General features: G+C 70.7%; 23 protein-coding genes and 1 tRNA gene. 7 read left to right on the top strand and 17 right to left on the bottom strand.

Translation table 11 applies throughout. The features are described 5' to 3' along the window. Window positions 1–101 precede the first annotated feature (101 nt). Both QF035_RS30895 and QF035_RS30890 read left to right on the top strand, forming a co-directional pair. A complete protein-coding gene (locus QF035_RS30895; protein WP_307523760.1) occupies window positions 102–758 on the top strand; it encodes an NAD(P)H-binding protein in 657 nt (218 codons plus the stop codon). Window positions 759–826: 68 nt separating this feature from the next. Continuing rightward, window positions 827–1,201 (top strand): nuclear transport factor 2 family protein, encoded by a 375-nt coding sequence (locus tag QF035_RS30890; protein WP_307523759.1) that lies wholly within the window; start codon window positions 827–829, stop codon window positions 1,199–1,201. 114 nt (window positions 1,202–1,315) lie between these two features. Here QF035_RS30890 and QF035_RS30885 read toward each other — a convergent pair whose 3' ends face one another. Both QF035_RS30885 and QF035_RS30880 read right to left on the bottom strand, forming a co-directional pair. Next, a complete protein-coding gene (locus QF035_RS30885) occupies window positions 1,316–1,528 on the bottom strand; it encodes a hypothetical protein (RefSeq protein ID WP_055614634.1) in 213 nt (70 codons plus the stop codon). Window positions 1,529–1,755: 227 nt separating this feature from the next. After that, window positions 1,756–1,837 (bottom strand) — tRNA-Tyr (locus QF035_RS30880). A gap of 133 nt (window positions 1,838–1,970) precedes the next feature. Here QF035_RS30880 and QF035_RS30875 point away from each other — a divergent pair. Then, window positions 1,971–2,528, top strand: a complete 558-nt coding sequence (locus QF035_RS30875; protein WP_307523758.1) for a YajQ family cyclic di-GMP-binding protein — start codon at window positions 1,971–1,973, stop codon at window positions 2,526–2,528. A gap of 100 nt (window positions 2,529–2,628) precedes the next feature. Here QF035_RS30875 and QF035_RS30870 read toward each other — a convergent pair whose 3' ends face one another. Continuing rightward, a complete protein-coding gene (locus tag QF035_RS30870; protein ID WP_189844531.1) occupies window positions 2,629–2,895 on the bottom strand; it encodes a GlsB/YeaQ/YmgE family stress response membrane protein in 267 nt (88 codons plus the stop codon). Window positions 2,896–3,069: 174 nt separating this feature from the next. Here QF035_RS30870 and QF035_RS30865 point away from each other — a divergent pair, with 174 nt between their 5' ends. Next, window positions 3,070–4,365 (top strand): APC family permease, encoded by a 1,296-nt coding sequence (locus QF035_RS30865; protein WP_307523757.1) that lies wholly within the window; start codon window positions 3,070–3,072, stop codon window positions 4,363–4,365. Window positions 4,366–4,528: 163 nt separating this feature from the next. Here the strand turns inward: QF035_RS30865 and QF035_RS30860 are convergent, their stop codons facing one another. From QF035_RS30860 to QF035_RS30795, 14 genes are all read right to left on the bottom strand, one after another. Continuing rightward, window positions 4,529–5,095, bottom strand: coding sequence for an SMI1/KNR4 family protein (locus QF035_RS30860; RefSeq protein ID WP_307523756.1), 567 nt, complete (start codon window positions 5,093–5,095; stop codon window positions 4,529–4,531). A gap of 51 nt (window positions 5,096–5,146) precedes the next feature. Further along, window positions 5,147–6,286: a barstar family protein gene (locus QF035_RS30855; protein ID WP_307523755.1), complete on the bottom strand. Its 1,140-nt coding sequence runs from the start codon at window positions 6,284–6,286 to the stop codon at window positions 5,147–5,149. A 13-nt stretch (window positions 6,287–6,299) separates the two neighbouring features. Continuing rightward, window positions 6,300–6,698, bottom strand: a complete 399-nt coding sequence (locus QF035_RS30850) for a YccF domain-containing protein (protein ID WP_055614639.1) — start codon at window positions 6,696–6,698, stop codon at window positions 6,300–6,302. After that, complete coding sequence (gene htpX, locus QF035_RS30845; protein ID WP_307523754.1) at window positions 6,695–7,558, bottom strand: zinc metalloprotease HtpX; 864 nt, start codon at window positions 7,556–7,558, stop codon at window positions 6,695–6,697. Before htpX ends, QF035_RS30850 begins: the two co-directional genes overlap by 4 nt. 243 nt (window positions 7,559–7,801) lie before the next feature. Next, complete coding sequence (locus tag QF035_RS30840) at window positions 7,802–9,313, bottom strand: NADH-quinone oxidoreductase subunit N (RefSeq protein ID WP_307523753.1); 1,512 nt, start codon at window positions 9,311–9,313, stop codon at window positions 7,802–7,804. Next, window positions 9,310–10,884, bottom strand: a complete 1,575-nt coding sequence (locus tag QF035_RS30835) for a complex I subunit 4 family protein (protein WP_307523752.1) — start codon at window positions 10,882–10,884, stop codon at window positions 9,310–9,312. Before QF035_RS30835 ends, QF035_RS30840 begins: the two co-directional genes overlap by 4 nt. 6 nt (window positions 10,885–10,890) lie before the next feature. Beyond that, window positions 10,891–12,885 carry an NADH-quinone oxidoreductase subunit 5 family protein gene (locus tag QF035_RS30830; protein ID WP_307523751.1) on the bottom strand — a complete coding sequence of 665 codons (1,995 nt, stop codon included), beginning with the start codon at window positions 12,883–12,885 and terminating at the stop codon, window positions 10,891–10,893. Then, window positions 12,882–13,274 carry an NADH-quinone oxidoreductase subunit NuoK gene (gene nuoK / locus QF035_RS30825; protein ID WP_055614644.1) on the bottom strand — a complete coding sequence of 131 codons (393 nt, stop codon included), beginning with the start codon at window positions 13,272–13,274 and terminating at the stop codon, window positions 12,882–12,884. Before nuoK ends, QF035_RS30830 begins: the two co-directional genes overlap by 4 nt. After that, window positions 13,274–13,975 carry an NADH-quinone oxidoreductase subunit J family protein gene (locus QF035_RS30820; protein ID WP_307523750.1) on the bottom strand — a complete coding sequence of 234 codons (702 nt, stop codon included), beginning with the start codon at window positions 13,973–13,975 and terminating at the stop codon, window positions 13,274–13,276. The genes nuoK and QF035_RS30820 overlap by 1 nt, the downstream gene beginning before the upstream one ends. Further along, entirely contained in the window at window positions 13,972–14,601 is a 630-nt protein-coding gene (locus tag QF035_RS30815; RefSeq protein WP_307523749.1) for a NuoI/complex I 23 kDa subunit family protein, read from the bottom strand. The genes QF035_RS30820 and QF035_RS30815 overlap by 4 nt, the downstream gene beginning before the upstream one ends. A gap of 2 nt (window positions 14,602–14,603) precedes the next feature. Further along, the gene (locus QF035_RS30810) at window positions 14,604–15,572 is read right to left on the bottom strand and encodes a complex I subunit 1/NuoH family protein (protein WP_269647171.1); all 969 of its coding nucleotides are present in this window, start codon (window positions 15,570–15,572) and stop codon (window positions 14,604–14,606) included. Beyond that, window positions 15,569–16,903, bottom strand: coding sequence for an NADH-quinone oxidoreductase subunit C (locus QF035_RS30805; RefSeq protein WP_307523748.1), 1,335 nt, complete (start codon window positions 16,901–16,903; stop codon window positions 15,569–15,571). Before QF035_RS30805 ends, QF035_RS30810 begins: the two co-directional genes overlap by 4 nt. Continuing rightward, the gene (locus tag QF035_RS30800) at window positions 16,900–17,562 is read right to left on the bottom strand and encodes an NADH-quinone oxidoreductase subunit B (protein WP_373466992.1); all 663 of its coding nucleotides are present in this window, start codon (window positions 17,560–17,562) and stop codon (window positions 16,900–16,902) included. The genes QF035_RS30805 and QF035_RS30800 overlap by 4 nt, the downstream gene beginning before the upstream one ends. Before the next feature lie 32 nt (window positions 17,563–17,594). Further along, entirely contained in the window at window positions 17,595–18,035 is a 441-nt protein-coding gene (locus QF035_RS30795; protein ID WP_373466752.1) for an NADH-quinone oxidoreductase subunit A, read from the bottom strand. Between the two features lie 354 nt (window positions 18,036–18,389). Here QF035_RS30795 and QF035_RS30790 point away from each other — a divergent pair, with 354 nt between their 5' ends. From QF035_RS30790 to QF035_RS30780, 3 genes are all read left to right on the top strand, one after another. Next, complete coding sequence (locus QF035_RS30790) at window positions 18,390–19,586, top strand: sensor histidine kinase (RefSeq protein WP_307523747.1); 1,197 nt, start codon at window positions 18,390–18,392, stop codon at window positions 19,584–19,586. Window positions 19,587–20,095: 509 nt separating this feature from the next. Further along, entirely contained in the window at window positions 20,096–21,451 is a 1,356-nt protein-coding gene (locus QF035_RS30785) for a sensor histidine kinase (protein WP_307523746.1), read from the top strand. Window positions 21,452–21,745: 294 nt separating this feature from the next. Next, window positions 21,746–22,405, top strand: a complete 660-nt coding sequence (locus tag QF035_RS30780; protein WP_281198604.1) for a response regulator transcription factor — start codon at window positions 21,746–21,748, stop codon at window positions 22,403–22,405. Window positions 22,406–22,470: the final 65 nt, after the last annotated feature.

Raw genomic sequence — 22,470 nt, 5'->3', positions numbered from 1 at the left:
GCACGGCGTCACCCCTCGTACACAGTGATCGTTCATGAGACTCACGAGTTATCCACAGGGTTGTGCGGCGAGTGGGGTCGTCCGGGCGTACGGTCGGAAACATGCGCATTGTCATCGCTGGAGGTCATGGTCAGATCGCGCTGCGGTTGGAGCGGCTGCTCGCCGCGCGCGGTGACGAGGCGGCGGGGATCATCCGCCGCGCCGAGCAGGGCGAGGATCTGCGGGCGGCCGGTGCCGAACCGGTCGTGTGCGATCTGGAGTCGGCTTCGCTGGAGGAGGTCGCCGCTCACCTGGAGGGCGCGGACGCCGCCGTCTTCGCGGCGGGCGCGGGCCCGGGCAGCGGAGTGGACCGCAAGAACACCGTGGACCGGGGCGCCGCCGTGCTCTTCGCGGACGCGGCCGCCCGGGCCGGAGTGCGTCGGCATGTGGTCGTGTCGTCGATGGGCGCGGATCCGGAGCACCCCGGGGACGACGTCTTCGACGCGTATCTGCGCGCCAAGGGCGAGGCCGACGCGTACGTACGCGCTCACCGGGGCCTGGACTGGACGATCCTGCGTCCCGGGATGCTGACGAGCGACGCCGGCACCGGTCTCGTACGTCTGGAGGCCGCCACGGGGCGCGGCCCCATCCCGCGCGACGACGTCGCGGCGGTCCTCGCGGAGCTGGTGGACACTCCGGCGACGGCCGGGCTGACGCTGGAGCTGATCAGCGGGTCGGCGCCGGTGTCCGTGGCGGTGAAGTCGGTGGCCGGGAACTGACCGGGAGGACGCACGCGGGCGTGGGGCGGTGATCGGCCGCCCCGCGCCACGAGAGAGGGGGAGGTCCCGTGCCCGTCGAGGTACCCGCAGCTCAGGAAGCCCTGCTGCGGAAGATGTACGACGTCTTCAGCACCGCCGAACGCGACGCGTTCATCCCCCACTGCCTGGCACCCGACGTGAACTGGCCGAACGTCGCCGACGGGATTCGCCTGCACGGCCACGAGGCGGTACGCGCCTACTGGGCAGCCCAGTTCGCAGCCGCACACCCCCTCGTAGGACTGGAGGGGCTGCGCCTCGACGAGGACGGGCGCCGCGTGGTGGCCCTGGTGCGGCCCGGGCTGCGGGACGCCACGGGCGAGCACTGGGCGGAGGAGCCGGTCGAGCACGTGTACGCCTTCGGCGCGGACGGACTGGTGAGCCGTATGGACGTACGCCGGCCCTAGGCCGCCGGGGCGGGGCGGGACGTCGGAATCAGCGGGCAGCGCGGGGCTACGGGGTCGGCAGAGGGCAGCGAACGCGTGCGGTGGCAGCAGGGACCAGCGAGCGTGCGGCGGGGGTCAGAAGAGCGGCAACTGTCCGGGGAACTCCGCGACGACGTACCCGTCCAGCGCCGGCTGCGCAGCGCCCAGCTCCGCCTGCCTGCGCGACCCGGGACACGACACGAGCTCCCCGCTCCCCCGCGCCCCCGGCGGGTCGTGCCGGGCGAACCGCCCCGCGACAACGGCAATCTCGCGACGGCACTCGGGGCAGTTCCTGCGACGTGAGGACATGAACTCAGGGTACGAACGAAGCGGGGGAAGGCCGGTGAGGCCCCGGCCAGGGAGTCGGCCACCACCCTGCTCGCGACAGGGCCGGCGGCCTCGCGACAGGGCCGGCGACTCCGGGACGGGGGCCAGCAGCCAAGGCGCGCGCTCGCCGCTGAGGGCGCACCGCCCCAGACACGCAGAAACCCCCTCCGAACTGCAAGAACGCAGTCCTGAGGGGGTTTCTCTCAGCGTGGCGGCGCCAGGGTTCGAACCTGGGTAGGCTGAGCCGGCAGATTTACAGTCTGCTCCCTTTGGCCGCTCGGGCACACCGCCGGGGTCGCTGCCGTTCGAACCGCTGTTCGGCGGTGCTCCGTGGCAACGACGTAAACGATACCCGATGCTCGGGGGTGCTTCGCCACCCGATAGATCGGCGCTCGGAGGGGAGCGGGTGGCTAGGCTTATGCGGATGCGGCCCGAGACCGACGCGGTGCTCGACGGCCGCCACTACGCACCCCGATACAAGGAGCCACAGGACATGGCCGACTCCAGTTTCGACATCGTCTCGAAGGTCGAGCGGCAGGAGGTCGACAACGCCCTCAACCAGGCCGGCAAGGAGATCTCGCAGCGCTACGACTTCAAGAACGTCGGCGCCTCCATCTCCTGGTCCGGCGAGAAGATCCTTATGGAGGCGAACTCGGAGGAGCGGGTCAAGGCCATCCTCGACGTCTTCCAGTCCAAGCTGGTCAAGCGGGGCATCTCGCTGAAGGCGCTGGACGCCGGTGAACCCCAGCTCTCCGGCAAGGAGTACAAGATCTTCGCGTCGATCGAGGAAGGCATCTCCCAGGAGAACGCGAAGAAGGTGGCGAAGATCATTCGTGATGAGGGCCCGAAGGGCGTCAAGGCTCAGGTGCAGGGCGACGAGCTGCGGGTCAGCTCGAAGAGCCGTGACGACCTGCAGGCCGTGCAGGCGCTGCTGAAGGGCCAGGACTTCGACTTCGCGTTGCAGTTCGTCAACTACCGGTGACGGCGTGCTCGTTGCGCGTACGTAAGGCAGCACGAGGAAGGGTGGGCACCGGCGGTGCCCACCCTTCTCGCCTGCTGGCCGCGGTCTGAGGGATGCGCGCTCAGTTGCGCGAGTTGCCGAACAGGAGGCGGTAGGCGATCAGCAGGACGAGCGAGCCGCCGATCGCGGCGGCCCAGGTGGCGCCGTCGTAGAAGTCCTTGGCGACCGGGTGGTCCAGCCAACGAGCCGATATCCAGCCGCCGATGAACGCGCCCGCGACGCCTATCAGGGTCGTGCCGATGAAGCCGCCGGGATCACGGCCCGGCAGCAGGAATTTGGCGATGGCTCCGGCCAACAGCCCCAGGATGATCCAGCTGATGATGCCCATGCCGTGAACCTGCCTCTCCGTGCTGTGCCTGTGCTGTGATCTTGCTCCGGCCAGGCTGTGTTCATGCCGCTCTGGTGTCGCTGATCGCGCGCTTGTTTGCTTGTTCGTTTGCTGTTGGTGGGGAGGACGTCGGCGCGGCGGTAACCGGTTGCGCTGATCAGTAGGGTGCGACCCATGGCACAGTCCGATTCCGGCCGAACCGGTTCCGCCCGGCCCGGAGCGCCGCAGCGCACGGCGGAGCTGAAGCGGACGCTCGGCGTCGGCGACGCCGTTGTCATCGGCCTCGGCTCGATGGTCGGTGCGGGAATCTTCGCCGCGCTGGGGCCCGCGGCACGGGCCGCCGGGTCCGGGCTTCTCCTCGGTCTGGGCATCGCCGCCGTCGTCGCCTACTGCAACGCGACGGCGTCGGCTCGCCTCGCCGCCCGCTACCCCGCTTCGGGCGGGACGTACGTGTACGGGCGGGAGCGGCTCGGGGAGTTCTGGGGGTACCTGGCGGGCTGGTCGTTCGTCGTCGGCAAGACCTCCTCGTGTGCGGCGATGGCGCTCACCGTGGGCGCGTACGTCTGGCCGGAGCAGGCGCACGTCGTGGCCGTCGGGGCCGTGGTGGCGCTGACAGCCGTGAACTACGGCGGTATCCAGAAGTCCGCGTGGCTGACGCGGGCGATCGTGGCGGTGGTCCTCGGAGTCCTCGCTTCCGTGGTCGTCGTGTCTCTCACCTCCGCGAACGCCGACGCCGGGCGGCTGGACGTGGGGGTCTCCGGAGGTGTGGGCGGGGTGCTTCAGGCGGCCGGCCTGTTGTTCTTCGCCTTCGCCGGGTACGCGCGGATCGCGACGCTCGGCGAGGAGGTTCGGGATCCGGCACGCACCATTCCGCGCGCGATCCCGCTCGCGCTGGGCATCGCGCTGGTGGTGTACGCGGCTGTCGCGGTGGCTGTCCTCTCCGTGCTGGGGTCGGGCGGGCTCGGACAGGCGACGGCGCCACTGGCCGACGCGGTGCGCGCCGCGGGTGTGCCGGAACTCGTCCCGGTCGTACGGGTGGGCGCCGCCGTGGCAGCGCTCGGCTCTCTTCTCGCGCTGATCCTGGGGGTGTCACGGACCACGCTGGCGATGGCCCGCGACGGGCATCTCCCGGGCGCGCTGGCCGTCGTGCATCCGCGCTTCCAGGTGCCTCATCGGGCGGAGTTGGCCGTCGGAGCGGTGGTTGTCGCGGTGGCCGCGACGGTGGATGTGCGGGGTGCTATCGGCTTCTCCTCCTTCGGGGTACTGGTGTACTACGCGATCGCCAACGCGGCGGCCTGGACGTTGAGTTCGACGGTCGTGTCGCGGGTTGCGCCGGTGGTGGGGCTGGCGGGGTGTGTGACCTTGGCTTTCGCGTTGCCGTGGGTGTCGGTGGTTGTGGGCGTGGGCGTGCTGGGGTTGGGAGCGGTCGTGTATGGGGTGAGGAGACGGCTGTCTCGTGCTGAGCGCTGAGTTCGGAGGGCTCAGTACGGAGAGCTCCCATGGAGGGCTCCGCGCAGAGGGCGCGTTTAGGAGGTGCGGGTCGTGGCGGCTGGGCGCGCCCCGCGGCGGAGCCGCAGATGTCACAGCCCCGCGCCCCTGATGGGGCGCCCCCTGCTCGAAGGTTGAAACTCCCCTACGAAGCCCGCGCCGCCCCCGTGCGTATGCGGAAGTCGACCCACGGCTCCAGATCCGCGCCGTCGTGGGACTCGTCGTACCAGCCCGTGCCGTTGAGCCAGGTGTGGAGCCAGGCCGTGAGGGTGGGGGCGTCCACGTACCAGGCGTGGTCGGCCTCGTCCGCGTTGGGCTCGAAGAGGAGGACGGTGGCGTCGGGGGTGCGGCAGTCCACGCAGGCGTACATCCCGCAGCCCCAGTGGGATATCGGCAGGACGCCCTCGGGCCAGGGCCATTCGGGGTCCTTGCGGCCGCTCTCGCGATGGGCGAGGTACTGCGCGACGACGGCGGGCTCGCCGGACGGTGGGCTGTCGAGCAGGGGGAGCAGACCGTACTCCGGGCCGAATCCTCCGTCGCCTATCCGCAGATAGAGGGCAGCGAGCAGCGGCGGGACGGCGAAGCCCAGCGTGGACTCCGCGAGGGCCAGCGTGGCCGCGTCCACGGGCTCGGGGAGCGAAGGCCAGCCCCACGGCCGGGAGTTGCGCGCCTCGGCGGAGACACTTGCCAGCAACTGCTCGATCTCGGTCATGCATTCATGATGCAGGCCGCCACTGACATTCGGGCAGCCTGTGGACAACCCTCATTCGAGACGGACGTCGATGCCCTTTTCCCCAAAGAACTCAAGGAGTTCCTCGAACGTCCAGGGCCGCTGACCTGTGCGCGGGACGAGGCCGAGGCAGGTACGGGCGACCTCCGCGTCGTGCCAGACGAGAGTGAAGGGCCACCGGGCTCCCCAGCGGCCGCGGAGGCAGTCCTCGAGCGCGTCCAGCCCCCAGCCGAAATAGCCTCCGGGGCCGTTCACCGCCTCGCCCAGCGCGCAGAAGAAGCCCGGCAGGTCGGTGACGCGGCGGCCGTCGAGGTGAAACGTGCCGCCGGCTTCCGCGTCGGGCCTGTCCGGCTCGTGACGCTGCAGCGCCGTGCTCAGCCAGTGGCGGCGCCCCTCCACGCCGCACCGGGCCCAGAGACCGGGCTCGGTGGGGCGGCCGCCGTCCCACAGCTCCCAGACCTCCTCGGCCGCGGTCGGAGGCCGTTCCGACCACGGTTCGAGCGTGAGGTCCACCAGGCCGCGGCCGCGCGCGGACGGGATCCATGCCACGAGTTCGCCCTCGACGGCGGACTGGACGGTGCGGCCGGACTCGTCGAGGCGTATGAGCCTGGCGTGTCCGAGGTCCTCCTCCCCCGCGTCCAGGGCCGCCTGGAGGGCTCCGCGCGGGGCGCAGCCGAGCACCCGCACGGACGGTTCGGCGAGATCCGGCTGCCCGTCCAGGACATGCGCCAGGTCCCGGCAGCCACCCCACGGTTCGCTCTGTGCGCCGAGCAGCCGGTAGCCCGGCGAGAGCGGCGGGCACTGTGGATAGTCGTACGGGTTGTCCGGGGACTCGCTCGCCTCGATCGTGATGTCGCGCAGCGACAGGTCACGCGCGCACGGACGGTCGCCGAGGACGCGTACGCCCTCCAGGGACCACTCCTCGACCTGTGTGCCGTCCTTGTCGAGGATCTCCAGAGTGAGCGTGCCGAGGGGCGCCGAGCCGTCGGCACGCGCGCGCGTGAGGACCTTGCTCAGCTCCCCCTCGGGGGCGCAGCCGATCAGTTCGTACGTCCCGCGCGCGGGCGGCGGCGGATCGCCGAAGAGGTTGTCGGCGTCCGCGCACAGGGCCCAGATCTCGTCGGCCTCGTCCGCGGCACCGTACGCCGCGAGGGCGTACTTCGGCGGCTCCACCTCCGGAGCCGCCCTACCAGCGCGACGACGCGAACGGCTGGTCCGTACGTACGATTTCGCGCCCCAGGGGGAACAGCGAGACCGGGATCAGCTTGAAGTTGGCGATCCCCAGAGGGATGCCGATGATCGTGATGCACTGGAGGAAGCCCGTCACAATGTGGGCGAGGGCGAGCCACCAGCCGGCGAGGATCACCCACAGGATGTTGCCGATGAAGGACGGCGCGCCCGCGTCACGGCGCTCGACCGTCGTCCGGCCGAACGGCCACAGCGCGTAGACGGCGATACGGAAGGCCGCGATGCCGAACGGGATGCCGATGATGGTGATGCACAGCAGCACGCCCGCGAACACGTAGCCGAGGAACAGCCAGAAGCCGCTCAGGACGAGCCAAATGATGTTCAGGATTGTCTTCACTGGTTACGACCTGCCATCTGCTCGAGCCGGGCGATGCGCTCCGCCATCGGCGGATGCGTAGAGAACATCTTGGAGAGTCCCTGGCCCGGACGGAAGGGGTTGGCGATCATCATGTGGCTTGCGGTCTCGATGCGCGGCTCCGGAGGTAGCGGAAGCTGTTTCGTGCCTGCCTCCAGCTTGCTCAGCGCGCTCGCGAGGGCCAGCGGGTCGCCGGTGAGCTGGGCACCCGACGCGTCCGCCTCGTACTCCCTGGAGCGGCTGATGGCGAGCTGGATGAGGGACGCTGCGAGCGGGCCCAGGATCATGATCAACAGCATGCCGAGGATGCCGGGGCCGTCGTCGTCGTTGGATCGCCCGATCGGGATCAGCCAGGCGAAGTTGACCAGGAACATGATGACCGAGGCCAGGGCGCCCGCGACGGACGAGATCAGGATGTCGCGGTTGTAGACGTGGCTCAGTTCGTGGCCGATGACGCCGCGCAGCTCCCGCTCGTTCAGGATGCGCAGGATGCCCTCCGTGCAGCACACGGCGGCGTTGCGCGGATTGCGGCCCGTCGCGAACGCGTTCGGCGCCTCCGTCGGGGAGATGTACAGCCGGGGCATGGGCTGGCGGGCCTGTGTGGAGAGCTCGCGGACCATCTTGTACAGAGCCGGGGCCTCGAACTCGCTCACCGGGCGCGCGCGCATCGCGCGTAGAGCCATTTTGTCGCTGTTCCAGTACGCGTACGCGTTCGTGCCGATCGCGACGACGAGTGCGACGACGAGGCCCGTACGCCCGAAGAAACTGCCGATGCCGATGATGAGTGCGGACAGTCCCCCGAGGAGTACGGCGGTCCTGAGCCCGTTGTGCCGGCGGTGCACGGTACGCCCTCCAAGTCGTGCGGCAGGGGAACCCTTTGCTTGTCGATCTCTGACGTCACTGGTCCGTGGCTCCACGGTCCAGTGGACCCTCCCGTACTGGTCAACGCCAGGCGGGAAGCACTAGTTCCCTTGTGCGCGCGGCGACGCGCGTGGGCCGTCCGGGTGATGAAGGGGGACATCCCGCGCGCGCGTGGGGCTCGGATGCTCCACGCGCGCGTGCGAACGCTTTCGGGGCAGCGGCGGTCAGAAGAGGCCGGTGTCGGAGAAGCGCAGAACCAGTTGGGGTGCTCCGGAGAGGGCGATGCCGAGGACGGCGGTCAGGGCGATCGCGGCCGTGAGAGGGGCCGGTACGCGGTGGGTCTCGGGCTCGCCCTCCGGGGCGCGGAACAGGAGGGTCGTCCACTGGAGGTAGTAGAAGAGCGCGATCACGACGTTGACGGCCATCACCACGGCGAGCCAGCCGAGGCCGGCGTCGACGGCGGCCGAGAAGACGGTGACCTTCGCGAAGAGGCCGATGATGCCCGGCGGCAGGCCAGCGAGACAGAGCAGGAAGAAACCGAGGACGAGCGCCGCGAGGGGCCGTGAGGCGTACAGGCCCCGGTAGTCGCTGACGCGGTTCAGCGGCTTCGTACGGGCCACCAGGGCGGCCACCGCGAAGGCGCCGAGGTTCACCGCGGCGTACATCAGGGCGTACGCGACGGTGGAGCCGATGGCCTTCTCGGCGTCCTCGGAGTACGCGGCGGCGGCGATCGGCACCAGGAGGTAGCCGGCCTGGCCGACGGAGGACCAGGCGAGCAGGCGGACCGCGCTGTACGCGCGCGTGGACCGCTGCCTGAGGGCCCCGACGTTGCCGACGGTCATGGTGAGCGCGGCCAGGGCGGCGAGTGCCGGGCCCCAGACGTCCGCGTACGACGGGAGGGCGATCACGGTGACGAGGATCAGCCCGGAGAAGCCGACCGCCTTGCCGACTACCGACAGGTAGGCCGCGACCGGGAGAGGCGCCCCTACGTAGGTGTCGGGTACCCAGAAGTGGAAGGGGACGGCGGCGGTCTTGAAGGCGAAGCCCACGAGGGTGAGGACGACACCCGCCTGGGCGAGCGTCTGCAACTGGTCGTCGACGTTCTCGATCCTGGTGGCGATCTCCGTGAGGTACAGGGTGCCCGTCGACGCGTAGACGAAGCTGATGCCCATGAGGCTCACGGCGGTCGCGGTGACCGAGGACAGGAAGAACTTCAGGGCCGCTTCGGAGGACTTCCTGTCGCCGTGCTTGATGCCCACTAGGGCGAAGGCGGGCAGGGAGGCGACCTCCAGGGCGACGATCAGGGTCGCGAGGTCGCGGGAGGCGGGCAGCAGGGCGGCGCCCGCGGCGGAGGAGAGCAGCAGGAACCAGAACTCCCCTTCGGGGAGTTCCTTGTCGGCGTCCTTGAGGGTGGTCATCGACAGGAGTGCCGCGAGGAGTGCGCCGCCGAGGACGAGGAACTGGATGACCAGCGTGAACCGGTCCGCGGTGTAGCTGCAGACGTCGGCGTCGCCCGTCAGGCAGAAGGTGGAGCGGTCGCCGTCCAGGAGGGGCAGCAGCATGACCGCGGAGGCGGCGAGTCCGGCGACGGAGACCCAGCCGAGCAGGGCCTTCCTGTTGTCTCCCACGAACAGGTCGGTGACGAGCACCACGAGTCCGACGACCGCCGCGATGGTGGGCGGCGCGATCGCGAGCCAGTCGACGGACTGGACCAGGGACTGGGCCTGGGAGCTCATCGGGTGCCTCCTGCGAAGAGCTGCTGCACGGCCGGGTCGGTCAGGCCGAGCAGTGCCTTGGGCCAGAGCCCGGCGATGACGGTCAGGACGACGAGCGGCGTCCAGGCGGCGAACTCGTACGACTGGACATCGGCGAGCTTCGGCCCCTCCTGCGGGACCGCGCCCATGCAGACACGGCGGACCACGACGAGCATGTACGCGGCGGTGAGCAGGGTGCCGAACGCGGCGATCGTCATGAAGGTCAGGAACGCGGGGCGGCTGAGGCCGTCGGCGGGGTCGAACGCGCCGAACAGAGCCAGCATCTCGCCCCAGAACCCGGCCAGGCCCGGCAGACCGAGCGAGGCGACGGCGGCGAAGGCGAGCAGGCCGCCGAGCCGGGGGGCCTTGCCGTAGAGCGCGGCGCCGGTCTGCTGCGCGAGGGTGTCGAGGTCGGTCGTGCCCGTGCGGTCCTTCAGTGCGCCGACCAGGAAGAAGAGCAGGCCCGTGATGAGGCCGTGAGCGATGTTGGCGAACAGCGCGCCGTTCACGCCGGTCGGTGTCATCGACGCGATGCCGAGGAGCACGAAGCCCATGTGGCCGACGGAGGAGTACGCGATGAGGCGCTTGAGGTCGCCCTTCGCGCCCTGTTTGGCGAGGGCGAGGCAGGCGAGGGATCCATAGATGATGCCGACGACCGCGAACGCGGCGAGGTAGGGCGCGAACGTGCTCATGCCGTCCGGCGTGATGGGCAGCAGGATCCTGACGAATCCGTACGTTCCCATCTTCAGCAGGACGCCTGCCAGCAGGACCGAGCCGACGGTCGGGGCTGCGGTGTGCGCGTCCGGCAGCCAGCTGTGGAGCGGCCACATCGGCGTCTTGACCGCGAGCCCGATCCCGATCGCCAGAACGGCGATGACCTGCACTGATGTGGTCAGCGCCGGGTGATTGTCAGTGGCGAGTGCCACCATGTCGAATGTGCCCGCCTTGATTCCGATCAGGAGCAGGCCCAGCAGCATGACGACGGAACCGAGCAGTGTGTAGAGGATGAACTTCCAGGCAGCGGCCTGCTTTTGTTCACCGCCCCAGCGGGCGATGAGGAAGTACATCGGGATGAGCACCATCTCGAAGGCCAGGAAGAACAGCAGCAGGTCGAGGACGGCGAAGGTCGCGAGGGTGCCGGACTCGAGGACGAGGACGAGCGCCACGAATGCCTTCGGGGACGGGCCCGACGGCATTTTGAAGTAGGAGTACAGCGCGCAGAGGAAGGTCAGCAGCGCGGTCAGCACGAGGAGGGGGAGCGAGATGCCGTCGATGCCGAGGTGGATCCGCACGTCGAGTGCGGGGATCCAGCTGATGTCCGTCGTGGCCTGCATCTTCGACGGATGGTCGTGGTCGAAGCCCAGCGTGAGGACGATCGCGGCGATGAGCACGGCGCCGGTGACGGCCACGCCGTGCCGCAGCACGGCCTGTTCGGGCGACTTCCCCTTCAGCCCGGGCGGAGCCGGCAGGAGAGCCGCGGCGGCGCCGATGAGCGGGCCGACGACGATGAATGCCAGAAGGATCTGCATCACGGATTCACTGATATCGATCACGCCTGCTCACGCTCCCGCGGTGGCGACGAGGAGGGCGGCGACCACCAGGACGACGGTGCCGGCGAGCAGCGCGCTCACATAGGTCTGCACATTGCCGGTCTGGGCACGGCGGACGGCCGTGCCGAGCCAGCGGGGCAGGGCGCCCGCGCCACGTACGTAGGTGTCGACGACCTCGCGGTCGAGGAACCGGACGAGCGTGGCGGCGGCCTGGACCGGGCGGACGAACAGCGCCGCGTACACGGCGTCGAGGTGGAAGCCGACGGCCGCGTGGCGGTGCAGCGGGCCGAGCAGGAGACGGCCCGGGTCCGCCGGGTCGGGCGCGGAGGCCACGTCTCCGTACGCGGGTGTGTGGCTGGCGATGGCCTCGGCCTCGACGAGTCCGGCGTCTCCCTCGGGGTGAGCCGCGACCGCGCCCATCGGCACGCGGGCCGCCATGGCCATGGTGTGCCGCCAGGCGCCGTACGTGATGATGCCGCCGACCAGAGCCACACCCGTGCCGAGGACGGCGGTAGTGAGGGTCGGGGTCAGGTCGCGTCCGTCGAACCAGTCGGGCAGTGGGCCGGTGGCGAGTCCGAAGGCGAGCGACGGGACAGCGAGCACCCAGAGGACGGCGCTCATGACGATGGGCTGCCTGCCGTGGTCGGGGGCCTCCGGTCCATGGCCGCGGAAGACGAGGAGCCACAGGCGCATCGCGTACGCGGCGGTGAGCAGAGCCGTGACCAGGCCGGCGACGAGGACGATCCAGCCGACGGCACCGGGGATGCCCTCGGCGTGGCCGGTGGCGACGTGCTCGGCGGCGCCGAGGACGGCCTCCTTGGTGAAGAAGCCGCTGAAGGGCGGGATCGCGGCGAGCGCGAGGAGCGCCACGGTCATCGTCCAGTAGGCGTCGGGGACGCGGGCGCGCAGGTCCTTCATACGGGACATGGCGGCCAGCGAGTTGGTACCGGCGGCGTGGATGATCACGCCTGCCCCGAGGAACAGCAGCGCCTTGAAGGCGCCGTGCGAGAGGAGGTGGAAGACGGCGGCACCGCGGTCGCCGACGGCGAGGGCGCCGGTCATGTAGCCGAGCTGGCCGATCGTCGAGTACGCGAGGACCCGCTTGATGTCGTCCTGCGCGAGCGCGGCCAGGGCCGAGCCGGCCATCGTGACGGCGGCCATGACGGCGAGGACGACCAGGGCTGCCGAGGAGGCGGCGAAGACCGGGAGGAGCCGGGCGATGAAGTAGACACCGGCGGCGACCATCGTCGCGGCGTGGATCAGCGCGGAGACGGGGGTGGGGCCCGCCATCGCGTCGGGGAGCCAGGTGTGGAGCGGGAACTGCGCCGACTTGCCCGCCACACCGGCCAGGAGCAGCAGGGCGATCAGGGTCGGGTGGTCGAGTCCGCCGCTCGCGACGTTGCCGAGGATCTTCGTGATGCGGAAGGAACCGGCGTCGGTGGCGAGCGCGAACAGGCCGATCAGGAAGGGGACATCGCCGAGCTTGGTGACCAGGAAGGCCTTGATGGAGGCGGCGCGGGCCTCCGGGGTCTCCCAGTAGTGGCCGACGAGGAAGTACGAGCAGATGCCCATGATCTCCCAGCCGACCAGCAGCACCATCAGGTCGCCGGAGTAGACGACGAGCAGCATCGCGGAGGTGAAGAGGGAGACGAGAGCGGCGTACGAGGGGTAGCGCGGGTCGTCGCGCAGGTAGCCCGTCGAGTAGACCTGCACGCAGGTGGCGACCAGGCCGACCAGCACGGCGACGAGGGCGGCGAAGCCGTCGATGTACAGGGCGAGTTCGATGGGGACGGAGCCGGTGGGGGTGAGCTCGGTGGCGGCGCTCACCGCCTGGTCGCCGCCCTGTCGTACGGCGACGACGACGGCGAGCCCGAGGGCCGCGAGCGGGGGCAGGACGGCGAGGGGGCGTACGAAACCGGGGGCCGTGCGGCCCAGGAGCAGGCCGGCCACGGCGCCCAGGAGCGGCAGGAGGGGGACGAGGGCGGCGAGGGTGGTCGTGGTCACGCGGTGGCCTCAGCCTTCTCGGCCGGTTCGGGACGGGCGGCGCCGGAGTCGTCGGGCTCGGAGTCGTCGTCGGTCTCGGCGGTGTCGCGGAGCTTGTCGATGTCCGCGGTCCCCCGGTTGCGGTGGACGGCGAGGACGATCGCCAGGCCGATGCCGATCTCGGCGGCGGCGATGGCGATGGTGAACAGGGTCAGGGCCTGGCCGGAGTGGAGGGTGTCCTGGGCGGTCTTGCTGAGCCAGACGTCGAAGGCGACGAGGTTCAGGTTGACGGCGTTGAGCATCAGCTCGACGGACATCAGGACCAGGATCGCGTTGCGGCGCGCGAGGACTCCGTACAGGCCCGTGGAGAAGAGGAGGGCGGAGAGCACGGCGGGATAGGCGAGGTGCATCAGCGGGCGCCTTCCTTGTCGCTCCGGGGGGTGTCGTTTCCGGGGCCGTCGGTCCGGGGGCCCCGGATTCGAGTGCCGCTGTTCCGGGGGCTCGGGGCGCTCGTGGTGGTCGCCGCGTTCGCCTTCGCCTTGCGGGACAGGACGATCGCGCCGACCAGCGCGGTGAGCAGCAGGACCGAGAGGGCCTCGAAGGGGAGCACCCAGCTCTGGAAGAGGCTCGCGCCGGTGACCTCGGTGGAGCCGGCGGCGGCACCGTCCAGGTCGATCCAGGTCGTGCGGAAGGCGTCGACGACGACCCAGACGAGGGCGGCGGCCGCGGCGATCGCCACGGTCAGGGCGGCCCAGCGGTTGCCGGAGTCGGCGTCCGGGGAGCGGCCGATGGGGGCCCTGGTGAGCATCAGACCGAAGAGGAGGAGTACGACGACGGAACCGACGTAGATGAGGACCTGTACCCAGGCGATGAACTCGGCCGTGAGGAGGAGGTATTCGACGGCGAGGCCGCCGAGGGCCACCACGAGCCACAGGGCGGCGTGCACCAGTTGCTTCGTGGTGACCGTGACGACCGCGGCGCCGAAGGTGACCAGGCCGACGAGGAGGAAGGCGATCTCGACGCCGGTCGGGGAGAGGAAGCCGTGGGGTTCGGAGGCGGCGGAGGTGGTCGTGGCGTGGGCCGCCATGGCGGTGGCTGCGGCGAGGGTCACGATTCACCGCCCTGCGGATCGGTGGGCTTGGCCTGCGGGGCGGAGCCGGGCCCAGTCCCGGGCGTGGCTCCGGGTTCGGGCCTGGGTGTGGGCTCGGGCTGGGCTGCGGCGGCCAGCTTTTCCGCGGATTTGCGGGCCGCGGCGATTTCCTTGGGCTCCTCGGCGCCGGGGTCGAGGGCCGGCGGGGCCGGGACGGTCCACATCCAGTCGCGGAGTTTGTCGCGCTCGTGGGTGAGTTCGTGGATGTCGGTCTCGGCGTACTCGAACTCGGGGGACCAGAAGAGGGCGTCGAAGGGGCAGACCTCGATGCAGATACCGCAGTACATGCAGAGGGCGAAGTCGATGGCGAAGCGGTCGAGGACGTTGCGGCTGCGCTCGCGGCCGCCGGGGGCGGCGGGCGGGACCGTCTCCTTGTGGGAGTCGATGTAGATGCACCAGTCCGGGCACTCACGGGCGCACAGCATGCAGACCGTGCAGTTCTCCTCGAAGAGGCCGATGACGCCGCGGGTGCGGGGCGGGAGTTCGGGCTGGGCGTCCGGGTACTGCGCGGTGACGGTCTTCTTCGTCATCGTGCGGAGGGTGACGGCCAGCCCCTTGGCGAGGCCGGAGCCGGGAATGGGGGCCATGGTTACGAGATCACCACCTTCACGACGCCGGTCAGGGCGATCTGGGCGAGGGAGAGGGGGACGAGGAGGGTCCAGGAGAGTTTCTGCAGCTGGTCCTCGCGCAGGCGGGGGTAGGTGACGCGCAGCCAGATGACGACGAAGGCGAGGACGGCCGTCTTCAGCAGGGTCCAGACCCAGCCGAGGCCGTCGGCGTCCCACGGGCCGTGCCAGCCGCCCAGGAAGAGCACGGTGGTCAGGCCGCACAGGACGACGATTCCTGCGTACTCGGCGAGGAGGAACAGCGCGAAGCGGAGGCCCGTGTACTCGGTGTACGCGCCGAAGATGATCTCCGAGTCGGCGACCGGCATGTCGAAGGGCGGGCGCTGGAGTTCGGCGAGGCCCGCCACGAAGAAGACGATGGCGCCGACGATCTGCCAGGGCAGCCACCACCACTCGAAGGCGTCGACGATGCCCGGGAGGGAGACCGTGCCCGCCGCCATCGCGACCGAGGCGGCGGTCAGCAGCATCGGGAGTTCGTAGGCGAGGAGTTGGGCGGCGGTGCGGAGGCCGCCGAGAAGGGAGAACTTGTTGGCCGAGGCCCAGCCCGCCATGAGCGAGCCGAGGACGCCCACGCCCATCACGGCGAGTACGAAGAAGATGCCCGCGTCGATGACCTCGCCGACCGCGCCCTCGCCCGGGCCGATCGGGATGGCGAGGAGCACGAGGAGGTACGGGAGGAGGGCGACGGCGGGGGCGAGCTGGAAGATACGGCGGTCCGCGCCCGCGGGGACGATGTCTTCCTTCTGCGCGAACTTCACGCCGTCCGCGACGAGTTGGGCCCAGCCGTGGAAGCCGCCCGCGTACATGGGGCCGAGGCGGCCCTGCATGTGGGCCATCACCTTGTGTTCCGTCTGACCGACGATCAGGGGGAAGGTGAGGAACACGACGAAGACGATCAGGAGTCGCAGGGCGACGTCCAGCGCGTCGTTCACTGCCGGCCTCCTGGGGGGTTTTCGTCGTCGCTGGGGCTGGGGCTGGGGGTGGAGTCGGCTTCAGGAGCTTCCGCGGGCTCGGTTGCCTCGGATTCCGGAGTGCTCTCGGGGTCCGGTGCCGGCTGTTCGGTCGGTGGCGGCTTCGCCGTGGTGGAGTCCTGGTCGGCCTCGTCGAAGGCGGGGCGTGCGTGGTGCCAGGGGGCGTCCGAGTTGCGGGGGCGTACCGGGTCGGCCGGCCGGTCGTCGCCGGATTGGTCGGCGGGTGTGGCAGGCGTGCCGGGTGTGGCAGGCGTGGCAGGTACCTGGCGTTGTGACGCCGAGCCTTCGCCCGCGGAGCGCGCTCTGCGCGGGGACGTCGGCGCCGGTGCCGGCGCCGCTTCTGGTGCGGCTTCGGCGTGCGCCGCCGGATCCGGTGCCGGTGCAGCCTCCGTGGCAGAGGGTGACGCAGCTTCCGTGGCCGGAGGGTCGGTGCGGCGCTGGGTCGCCGAGCCCTCGCTCACGCTGCGAGCCCGTCGGGCCGTGGGCCGAGCCTCCGCTGCCGCGCCCTCCGCGGACGCGGCACCACCAGCCTGCACACCATCGGACGCGGCACCCGCAGCCTGCACACCCGCACCCGCACCCGCACCCGGGGACGCGGCACCCTCAGCGGCTGCGCCCGGCGCAGCCGTCTGGCTTGCCGAGCCCTCCCCCGTCGTGCGGGCACGCCGCACCGGGCGGTCGCCGGTCGCGCGGGCTGCTCCCCGGGCCGGGCGGGCCGGGGCGGGCGGGAGTTGGCCCTTGAGAGGGCCCCACTCGTTGGGGTCGGGGACTCCGGGCGGGAGCATCTGGCGGCGCTTCGGGCCGCCGTGTTCCGACTCCCCCGGTTCCTTCGCGCCCGGCCAGGCCTTGGCCACGCGGGCGGCCAGGACGAAGTCCTTGCGGAGGGGGTGGCCCTCGAAGCCCTCGGGGAGGAGGAGCGGATCCAGGCCGGGGTGGCCTTCGAAGCCGACGCCGAACATCTCGTGGGTCTCGCGTTCGTGCCAGGCGGCGCCCGCGTAGACCTCGACGGCGGAGGGGAGTACGGGGGCGTCGTGCGGGACGGTCGTCCGTACGAGGAGGCGGCGGACCGGGGCGAGTGCGACGACGTGGGCCGAGACGCGGAAACCGGTGCCGGGTTCGTCGACGGCGCTCAGCCAGTCGAAGTACGTACAGCCGAGTTCGTCGCGCGCGGCCTCCAGGGAGGCGAGCCAGGACGTCGGCGGCACGTCGACCGTCAGGACCTCGTACGACTCCTCTGCCGTGGTGTCCGGGCCGAAGAGTTCCTCGACGGGTCCGGGGAGCCAACCGGTCATCGGGCGTCCCCCGTGGCCGACGGCGGTGTGGACGACTGCGCGGACGGCGTCGCGGACGGTGGCTGTACGAGGCCGCTCTGGAGGGCGGCCGTGGAGGGGCGGGAGGTTCCGTAGCGCTCCCCCAGCGACTCCCGGGCGATCTTCTCCTGGAGCTTGAGGATGCCCTGGAGGAGGGCCTCGGGCCGGGGCGGGCAGCCGGGGACGTAGACGTCGACGGGGATGATCTGGTCGACGCCCTTCGTCACGGAGTACGAGTCCCAGTACGGGCCGCCGCAGTTGGAGCAGGCGCCGAAGGAGATGACGTACTTCGGCTCGGGCATCTGCTCGTACAGGCGCTTCACGGCCGGGGCCATCTTGTCGGTGACCGTGCCGGACACGACCATCAGGTCGGCCTGGCGGGGGCCCGGCGCGAACGGGATGACACCGAGGCGGATGAAGTCGTGACGGGCCATCGACGCCGCGATGAACTCGATCGCGCAGCAGGCGAGGCCGAAGTTGAAGACCCAGAGCGAGTAGCGGCGGCCCCAGTTCAGGACCACCTTCATCGGCTCGGGCGCGAGGCGCGAGAGCACGCCGAGCCGCTTCGGCTCGGGCAGGAGCACAGGCCCCGGGGTCACGTCCGTGTTCGGAGTCATGTGCGGAGTCATGTCCCGAGTCATGTCTGGTGTCACGTCCGGGGTCACGTCCGGGGTCACGTCCATGTGAGGACGCCCTTCTTGTATGCGTACAGCAGGCCCACGGCCAGGAAGCCGAGGAAGATGAACATCTCCACGAGCGTCGCCGCGCCGTAGCCCGGAGCGGCGAAGACCGTCGCCCAGGGGAAGAGGAAGATCGAGTCGACGGCGAAGATCACGTAGAGGAAGGCGTAGACGTAGTAGCGGACCTGGGTGTGGGCCCAGCCCTCGCCGACGGGGTCGACGCCGCATTCGTACGTCATGAGCTTCTCGGGTGTCGGGACGACGGGCCGCAGCAGACGGCCCGCTCCGAAGGCGACGGCGACGAACAGCACGCCGACCGCGGCGAGCAGTCCGACGACCGAATAGGACTCGAAATAGTCCGCCGCGAGGACGGTCCCGGCTGTCTCGGCGGCCCCAGCGGTCCCGGTCGCCACGACCATGGTCGGTTCCGGCACGTCCGCCCCTCGCTCCCTGACCTCGTCTGACCTCGTACGACCCCGTACTGACCACGCGCCGACTACGCGTGCGCCGTGCGATGCGCCGCGTTCGACGATCTGTACGCACCGGAGTCTAGGGCCTGATAAAGAGACGGTAAGCAGCCCGTCACGGGTAGGCATGATGCGACGGCTGTCCCGGGCCGCGCTCGGGCTGCCTTCCAGCCGTCTTCCGGGCACCTTCCGGCCGTCTTCCGGCCGTCTTGCTGGCACCTTCCAGCCGGTCTCCGGCCAGAGGATGGTGGGGTTTACCCCAGGGAGTCCGGGCGGTCCGCCTCATGGCGCAGCGGGCTGCGGCCCGGCAGGCTGGCGCCTATGACCGAACGCATCCTGGCCGCCGACACTCCGGACGGCGCCTCCGACCGGCCGCCACCCGCGCGCTTCGCGTACGACCGGCACACCTGGAAGGAGATCGCGCATCTCCTGGCCAACCTGCCGGTGTCGCTCGTCGGGTTCACGTATGTGGTGACCGTGCTGCTCACGGGTGCCTTCCTGACCCTGACGGTGATCGGGTTTCCGCTGCTCGCGGCCGGGCTGATGGGCGCCCGCCAGCTGGGCAAGCTGGAGCGGGGCCGGGCCAGGGGGCTGCTCGGGGTGCGGGTGGACGAGCCGAGCCCGCTGCCGTTGCGCGGGCGGGGCGGGTTCTTCGCACAGCTGTGGATGTCGCTGAAGGATCCGGTCGGCTGGCGCACGGTGCTGTACGAGTTCATGCGGCTGCCGTGGGGCGTGGTCACCTTCACCGTCACTCTGGTCTCGTTGTTCGTGCTGTGGCCGGTGCTTCCGTACATCGCACGGGGACTGGCCAACGCGGACCGGGCGATGGTGCGCGGGCTGCTCTCGCCCTCGGACGAGCTGGAGCGGCGGATCGCCGAGCTGGAGTCCGACCGGGGAGTGGTCGTCGACACGGCCGCGGCCGACCTGCGGCGTATCGAGCGCGATCTGCACGACGGGGCGCAGGCCCGGCTGGTGAACCTCGCGATGGGCCTCGGCCTGGCGAAGGAGAAGCTGCTGGAGGGCCGGGCCGACGAGACCGTCGCCGCCATGGTCGACGAGGCGCACGGCGAGGTGAAGCTGGCCTTGCAGGAGCTGCGGGATCTGGCCCGCGGCATCCATCCCGCGGTCCTCACCGACCGCGGTCTGGACGCCGCGCTGTCCTCGGTCGCCTCGCGCTGCACAGTGCCGGTGAAGGTGACCGCCGATCTGCCGACGCGGCCGGCCGCGGCCATCGAGGGCATCGCGTACTTCACCGTCTCCGAGCTCCTTCAGAACGTCAGCAAGCACAGCGGGGCGCGGTCCGCGTCCGTCGACGTGTGGCGCTCCGACGACCGCCTCCTCATACAGGTCTGGGACGACGGCCGCGGCGGGGCCGCCCTCGACGGCGGCACGGGAATGGCGGGACTCGCGGACCGGCTCGGCGCGGTGGACGGTCTGTTCGTCATCGACTCACCGGTCGGGGGACCGACGACGATCACGGCCGAACTCCCGTGGCGGGACCGGGAACCGACCGAGTAGGCGGAACCGGTGAAGTGGGGCGGAGCGGGTGGAGTGGGCTGAGCACGTGGAATGGGCTGGACAGGCGGGACAGGCGTGGATGCGGACCTGGCGTCCTCCGGGCCCGGCCTGCACACACCTGCCTGCACACACGTACCCGGCCTGCGCACACCTGCCTGCACACACGTACCCGGCCTGCGCACACCTGCCTGCGCACACGGGCCGGTCCGCGCACACCTGCCTGCACACACGGGCCCGGCCTGCACACACCCGCCCGCACGCACGTGCCCGCCCGTATTCATGCCGGCCACCGTCGTGGGCCCGGCGCGCTGCCCAGCCGCACCCCCGGCCCCAGCCCGAACCCCGACCCCAACCCCGGACCGGCACCGGCACCCGCACCCGCACCAACTCCGGCCCCAGAAGGTAGGGAAAACCCCCGCCCCAAGACGCCGACTCGCTCCATGTCCCGGCTGCCCGGGACCGAGCACTGTGGAGTTACAACAGCGGACGAGTAGAAACGGACGGCGGCCATGGCCACGGAGTACGGACAGGGGTACGGGTGGGACGGCGGACCCGGCTTCCGCGGGGAGGGCGCCGAGGAGCGGCGGCACCTGCTCCCGGCCGCGCTGCGGGCGCCGATCGAGGCGCGCAGCTGGCGTGAGTTCGGGTATCTGATGCTGAGCCTGCCGATCAGCATCATCATGTTCACCTTCGCCGTGACGATGGTGTCGCTCGGCGCGGGCCTGCTGGTCACGTTCCTGGGCATCCCGGTGCTCGCCGCCGCCCTCGCGGGCTGCCGCGGTCTCGGCGCGCTGGAGCGGACCCGGGCGCGCGCGCTGCTGGGGCTCGACGTCGCGGCGCCGGAGCCGTTGCGGATGTCGAAGCAGGGCGCGATGGCGTGGATCGGCGCGATGCTGAAGAGCGGCGCGTCCTGGCGGCACCTGCTGTACTCGGTGCTGCACTTCCCCTGGGCCGTGTTCGCCTTCTCGGTGGCCATCAGCTTCTGGACGTACGGCTGGGCGATGCTGACGTACCCGCTGTGGTTCTGGCTGTTCCCGGTCTACGGCGGGCAGGACGGGCTCCAGCTGTACGGGGACCAGGGGCACAGCATCTACTTGGACAACCCCTTCGAGATCACGGTGACCGCGCTCGTGGGCCTGCTGCTCACGATGGCCACGCCGTGGATCGTGCGGGCGCTGACGCAGGTGGACCGGCTGCTGGTGCACGGGCTGCTCGGGCCGTCGAAGCTGGCCACGCGGGTCGTCGAGCTGGAGTCGGACCGGGGCGTCGTGATCGACACGGCGGCGGCCGACCTGCGGCGCATCGAGCGCGACCTGCACGACGGGGCGCAGGCCCGGCTGGTGGCCCTCGCCATGGATCTGGGGCTCGCGAAGGAGAAGCTCACGGAGGATCCGCAGGCGGCGGCGCGGATGGTGGGCGAGGCCCACGGTGAGGTGAAGACCGCGCTTCAGGAGCTGCGGGACCTGGCGCGCGGGATCCATCCCGCGGTCCTCACCGACCGCGGTCTGGACGCCGCGCTGTCCTCGGTGGCGTCCCGGTGCACGGTTCCCGTGCAGGTCGAGGTCGATCTGCCGGCCCGGCCGGCGCCGGCTATCGAGGGGATCGCGTACTTCACCGTCTCGGAGCTGCTGCAGAACATCAGCAAGCACTCGGGGGCCACCCGGGCCTCGGTCGATGTCTGGCGGATCGAGAACCGGCTCATGATCCAGGTGGTCGACAACGGTGTGGGCGGTGCGGATGTCGCCGCCGGCTCGGGGCTTGCGGGGCTGGCGGAGAGGCTCGACGCGGTCGACGGGATCCTCGTGGTGGACTCCCCTGTCGCCGGACCGACTCGCATCACGGCCGAGCTGCCCTGGCGGGGCTGAGCCTCTCCCTTCTTGTCGGCGGTGGGTGTGGGGGTTTCCTTTCCCCGGACCCACCCCTTCCGGACCCACCCCTTCCCGAAACTGGGGGCGGCGCCCCAGGCCCCCGTTCCCTCCTCTTCCCTCTAGGTCCGTACGTCCGGCGCGCGCCGTCCTGGGCTGATCGCGCCGTTCCCCGCGCCCCTTATGGGAGCGGACCGACAACGATTCCCTCACCCACCCTCAGTCGGTCCCAAATGCTGGAATGCTGGGGGTTGACGTACGAGCGTGGGGGGCCGAGCAATCGTGGAGGACAGGGTGCGCGTGGTCATCGCCGAGGATTCAGTGCTGCTCAGGGAGGGCCTGACCCGGTTGCTGACCGACCGTGGGCACGATGTGATCGCCGGAGTCGGCGACGGGGAGGCGTTGATCAAGACGATCACGGAGTTCGCGGCGCAGGACGCGCTGCCGGACGTCGTGGTCGCGGACGTACGGATGCCGCCGACGCACACGGACGAGGGCGTGAAGGCGGCCGTGCAGCTGCGCAAGCAGCACCCGGGACTCGGGGTACTCGTGCTGTCTCAGTATGTGGAGGAGCAGTACGCCACCGAACTGCTCGCCGGTTCCAGTCACGGGGTCGGCTATCTGCTGAAGGACCGGGTAGCCGAGGTGAGGGAATTCGTGGACGCGGTCGTCCGCGTGGCCCGCGGCGGCACCGCGCTGGATCCCGAGGTCGTCGCGCAGCTGCTCGGGCGCAGCCGCAAGCAGGACGTCCTCGCGGGGCTGACGCCACGCGAGCGGGAGGTCCTAGGACTCATGGCCGAGGGGCGGACGAACTCCGCGATCGCACGACAGCTCGTGGTCAGCGACGGCGCGGTCGAGAAGCACGTGAGCAACATCTTCATGAAACTGGGCCTGTCCCAGAGTGACGGGGATCACCGGCGCGTTCTCGCGGTCCTCACCTACCTGAACTCCTGACGACCTGACACTGTGTCAGAAATCACCGCATCGCAAGCACGAGAGCCAGGCATGAGCACGAGAAC

Source organism: Streptomyces umbrinus, assembly GCF_030817415.1.
In the GTDB taxonomy this organism is placed as follows: Bacteria; Actinomycetota; Actinomycetes; order Streptomycetales; family Streptomycetaceae; genus Streptomyces; species Streptomyces umbrinus_A.
The sequence above is the reverse complement of the archived record's forward strand: the minus strand, read 5'-3'. Positions and strand labels throughout refer to the sequence as shown.